At 68.0% G+C, this 4,833-nt stretch carries 4 protein-coding genes; 2 read left to right on the forward strand and 2 right to left on the reverse strand.

Features of this window, described 5'->3' with window-relative positions; genetic code table 11:
- Positions 1-92 precede the first annotated feature (92 nt).
- A complete protein-coding gene (locus QZV72_RS14505; protein ID WP_297009432.1) occupies positions 93-938 on the forward strand; it encodes a DNA-formamidopyrimidine glycosylase family protein in 846 nt (281 codons plus the stop codon).
- A gap of 386 nt (positions 939-1,324) precedes the next feature.
- A complete protein-coding gene (locus tag QZV72_RS14510) occupies positions 1,325-2,491 on the forward strand; it encodes a DUF559 domain-containing protein (RefSeq protein ID WP_297009433.1) in 1,167 nt (388 codons plus the stop codon).
- Here QZV72_RS14510 and pgi read toward each other — a convergent pair.
- Positions 2,466-4,133: a glucose-6-phosphate isomerase gene (gene pgi, locus QZV72_RS14515; RefSeq protein ID WP_297009434.1), complete on the reverse strand. Its 1,668-nt coding sequence runs from the start codon at positions 4,131-4,133 to the stop codon at positions 2,466-2,468. The two genes, QZV72_RS14510 and pgi, sit on opposite strands and share 26 nt — an antisense overlap.
- 15 nt (positions 4,134-4,148) lie before the next feature.
- On the reverse strand, positions 4,149-4,833 hold a 685-nt coding region (locus tag QZV72_RS14520; RefSeq protein WP_297009436.1), incomplete at its 5' end, for an inositol monophosphatase family protein.

Consider the following 4,833-nt stretch of genomic DNA (forward strand, 5'->3'; position numbering starts at 1 on the left):
GCACCTCTGGCAGGCACCTCTGGCAGGCACGGCGTAGCGTCAACTGCCCGGGATACCCTGGAAAGCCCGACCCCACGACCTAGGAGCCACCCATGCCCGAGGGCGATTCCGTCCTGCAGCTGTCCCACCGCATGCAGTGGATGGGCGGTCGCACACTCACCCGCTCCGACATCCGTGTCCCCCGGTTCGCCACCGAGAACCTCGCCGGCCGTGCGGTCACGTCGGTGTGGCCCTACGGTAAACACCTGTTCATGGACTTCGACGGGCGGGTGCTGCACACCCACCTGAAGATGGAGGGTGTCTGGTCGATCCACACCGCCGGTACCCGTTGGAGACGCCCCGGCCACACCGCCCGCGTCATCCTCGGCTTCGCCCCGCAGCACACCGGCGGCCCGGAGATCGAGGTCGTCGGGTATTCCCTCGGCTTTGTGAGACTCTTCGACCGTTCCGGGTACGACGAGGTGGTCGCCCGTCTCGGCCCTGACATCCTCGCGCCGGACTGGGCGTCCTCCTCTTTCGGCCGCGACGAGGCACTGCGCCGCGTCCTCGCCCGACCCGGGCGGTCCATCGGCGCCGCCCTGCTCGACCAGCGCAACGTCGCCGGCATCGGCAACGAGTACCGGGCGGAGGTGTGCTTCCTCGGCGGCGTCGACCCGCGGCGTCCCGTCGGATCGGGGAAGGACGCGGAGACGACCGCCGGGCATCTGCTCGACCTGTCACGCCGCGTGATGTGGGAGAACCGGCTGGAACCCCGCCGCCTGTTCACCGGCGACCGACGCCCCGGCATGGGCAACTACGTCTTCGGACGCGCGGAGAAGGCCTGCCGACGCTGTGGCTCGCCGATCAGGAAGGGTTTTCTCGGCGGGGTGGACGCCGACGGCGACGAGGGCGAGCTGGAACGCGTCATCTGGTGGTGTCCGGTGTGCCAGCCGGGGTGAGGCCCCTGCATCTTCTTCCGGCCTCACTGACGTGCGCGGGGGAGCTGGGGGAACTGAACAGGCCGAGAGATACGTGAGAAAGATCCGCTCCGCAGTCGAGCGGGTCGCCGACCCGCTAGGTCGGGTGCTTCAGGTTGGCCGGGGCATCCGAAACCAACCTGGAGCACCGGACCTGCGTTATCCACAGGCGTGCCCGAGAACCGGAAAAGAGTTGTCCACAGGTCTCCGGGCGATTCTCGACAGGTTCCGGCATGTGTGGTGTGCTGCGCAGCACAGACAACGATCGGGCAGCGCCCGGGGACAGGGGACCGGCAGTGGGGGCGAACAGAATGAACAGGCGTCAACGTCGGAGGAAGGGCAGGGGCCCGCAACACACCTGGCGGAAGATGCCGACAGACATTCCGGAGATCCGGGCGTCACTCAGGGAATCAGGGACGGTGACGGACTGGGCTCTCCGGCGGGACTTCGTGCAGGCGGCGCCAGGCGTGGTGGTGCTGAAACCCGGGGATTACGACGCCTCCGCCTTCGACGGCTTCGGACTCGACATCGTGACCAGAGTCTGGGCCCAGCACCTGATCAGACCGGATGCCGTGATCGGTGGGTGGGGTGCACTGGGAGTTCTCGGACTCCGGATGGACTGGGCGGACTGTGCACCGGTACTTCTGCTGAGCGGGGAGACGACCAGCGGTAGCCTCACATCGAGCGTCGCGGTGGCAACCCCGAGACGTCCGGTCATCCGCCCGCTGCCGACCGGGCTGGAGACCTGCACCCCGTGCCCTCGGTTTCCGGCACTGGAGGTGGTCCAACCGGCGGTCGCGGCTGTCCAGTGCCTCTGGACGGTCCTCACCGGGCGACATTTCTGGTGGGTCCATGATGTACCGGACCTGGTCAGGGAGGACGTCATGGCAGTGCAACTCCTCGATGCGCTCGCCCAGTGCACCTGGGTGACCAGGGCGGAGATCAGGGAATCGGCTGCCGGGACCATCGACCGGAGGGCACTGGAACGGTTGCTGGAGCTGTCGGATGACGGCGCCCAGTCGCCGATGGAGACTACGATGCGTCTGATCGTCAGGGACCTGCTTCCGGAACCGTACCGGTGGCAGTCCCAGGTCCGCGTCGATCTTCTTCCGGACGCCGCTGCCGGTTGGACTCCGAAGACGTTGCCCGACCTGGGATGCCAGGAGCTGAAGATCGCGCTGTACTACGACGGTGGGCACCACACAGAGGGAACTCAGACCGAGGTCGACTTCAACCAGTTCCACGCACTGCGGGACCTGGGCTGGGAGGTCATCCGGTTCAACAAGGAGCATCTCCGTGACCCGGAGGCCATGCGGGTGCTGGTGACCAGCGCGATCGCGCGGGCCCGGGAGAGCCTGAGGGTGCAGGGATGGGGATGGCGGGTGGAGAAAAGGGGCCGAAAGTCGCCAGGTCGGGTGCTCCAGGTTGGTTTCAGAGCGTCTGACCACCCTGAGGTGGTCAACCGGGCAGGAGCGGGGAGGGGACGCGAGGGAGGGAAGCGGAGGGGGTCTACCGCGCCCGGTGGGTGCGGATGAACTCCACCAGGTCGTCGGTGGAGGCGTCGCCGGTGTCCACCGCCGTATTCCTGTCACTGACCAGCGGCAGCAGGTTCATCGCCTGCTCCTTGCCGAGCTCCACACCCCACTGATCGAAGCTGTTCACGCCCCACACCACACCTTCGACGAAGGTGATGTGCTCGTACAGGGCGATCAACGCACCCAGCACGCGCGGTGTGAGCTTGTCGGCGAGGATCGTCGTCGACGGCCGGTTGCCAGGCATGACCTTGTGCGGGATGAGCCATTCCTCGACCCCGGCGTCACGCAGTTCGGTCTCGGACCGGCCGAAGGCCAGTACCTTGGTCTGCGCCAGAAAGTTGGCCAGCAGCATGTCGTGCATGCTCGTCGCCCCGTCTGAGGCAACCAGGTCATCCTGCGGGTTGACGAAACCGATGAAGTCCGCGGGGATCAGATGCGTGCCCTGGTGCAGCAGCTGGAAGAAGGCGTGCTGGCCGTTCGTGCCCGGTTCACCCCAGTAAATCTCCCCGGTCTCCGTGGTCACCGTCGAGCCGTCGAGGCAGACCGACTTGCCGTTGGACTCCATCGTCAGCTGCTGCAGATACGCGGGGAAGAGCCCGAGGTCATGGGAGTACGGCAGTACCGCGTGGGACTGGGCGCCCAGCACGCCCGTGTACCAGACCCCGAGCATGCCCATCAGCACGGGCACGTTCATCTCCAGCGGTTCAGAGGAGAAGTGGTCGTCGACCTCGCGGAACCCGGCGAGGAACTCCATGAAGTCCCGCGGGCCGATCGCCGCCATGAGGGACAGGCCGATGGCGGAGTCCACGGAGTAGCGTCCACCGACCCAGTCCCAGAAACCGAACATGTTCCTCGTGTCGATCCCGAACTCCGACACCTCCGCGGCGTTCGTCGACACGGCCACGAAGTGCTTGGCCACCACGGCGCGCACGGCGTCCTCGTCCGAGGTGTCGGTGCCGAGCTTGCGCAGCAGCCAGCGGCGCGCAGCATGGGCGTTCGCCAGGGTCTCCGAGGTGGTGAAGGTCTTCGAGGAGATGACGAACAGCGTGGACTCGGCGTCCAGCCCGTCGAGGGTCTCGATGAGGTCCGACGGGTCCACGTTGGACACGAAGTGCGGGGTGATGCCCGCGACCTGGTAGGGACGCAGCGCCTTCGCCGCCATCACGGGGCCCAGGTCGGACCCGCCGATGCCGATGTTGACGACCTCCTTGACGGTGTGGTTCGTCGACCCCCGCCAGGTGCCCGAGCGCAGCGCCTTGGCGAAGTCCCGCATCCGGCCGAGGACGTCGTGGACGTCGGCGGCGACATCCTGGCCGTCGACGCTGAGGTCCTGGTCCACCGGGATCCGCAGCGCGGTGTGCAGTGCCGCCCGGTCCTCGGTGACGTTGATGTGTGAGCCGGAGAACATCTCCGCGCGCCGCGTCTCCACCCCGGTGGCCTGGGCCAGCGCCGTGAGCTGGCGCAGCAACGGGAAATCCACCAGGTTCTTCGACAGATCGACGTGCAGGGGGCCGCACTCGAACGTGAGGTCACCGGCCCGGCCCGGGTCGTCGCGGAACATGTCCCGCAGGGAGGTGTCGCGGATCCGGGCAGCCTGGTCGGCCAGTGCGGTCCATTCGGGGAGGGACGTGAGTGGCGTCATGTTTTCCACGGTAACCTACTCCGACCCGGTCTGGCCGGGGGTGCCGAAGGCCGCGAGGACGGCATCGTGCAGCAGACCGTTGGACCCGACCGCCGACCCCTGGTCAGGACCCGCGACGCCCGCCAGTGAGGTGAACGTCCCGCCGGCCTCCCGGACGATGATGTCGAGTGCGGCGAGATCCCAGAGGTTGACCTCGGGTTCCGCGGCGACGTCGACGGTGCCCTCGGCGACCATGCAGTAGGACCAGAAGTCGCCGTAGCCGCGCAGCCGCCACGCCGCGTCGGTCAGTTCCAGCAGTTGAGGACGCAGCCCGGCGTCCCGCCACCCGGTGAGGGAGGACAGGGAGATCGAGGCGTCCACGACGTCGGCGACCTTGGAGACGCTCATCCGCCGGGCCTCGTCGGTGCCGAAGGTGCGCCACGCGCCCATGCCCCCGGCCGCCCACCAGCGCCGGGCCAGGGCGGGGGCGGAGACCACACCGACGACGGGGACGCCGTCGACGAGCAGGGCGATCAGGGTGGCCCACACCGGCACACCGCGGACGTAGTTCTTCGTGCCGTCGATGGGGTCCACGACCCACTGCCGACCGACCTTCTCCACATCGCCGCCGAACTCCTCGCCGAGGATCGCGTCGCCGGGGCGGTGGGTGGAGATCAGCTCGCGCACCTTCTTCTCGGTGGCGGTGTCCGCGTCGGAGACC

Origin of the sequence: uncultured Corynebacterium sp. (assembly GCF_902782855.1) — a bacterium.
Lineage (GTDB): Bacteria > Actinomycetota > Actinomycetes > Mycobacteriales > Mycobacteriaceae > Corynebacterium.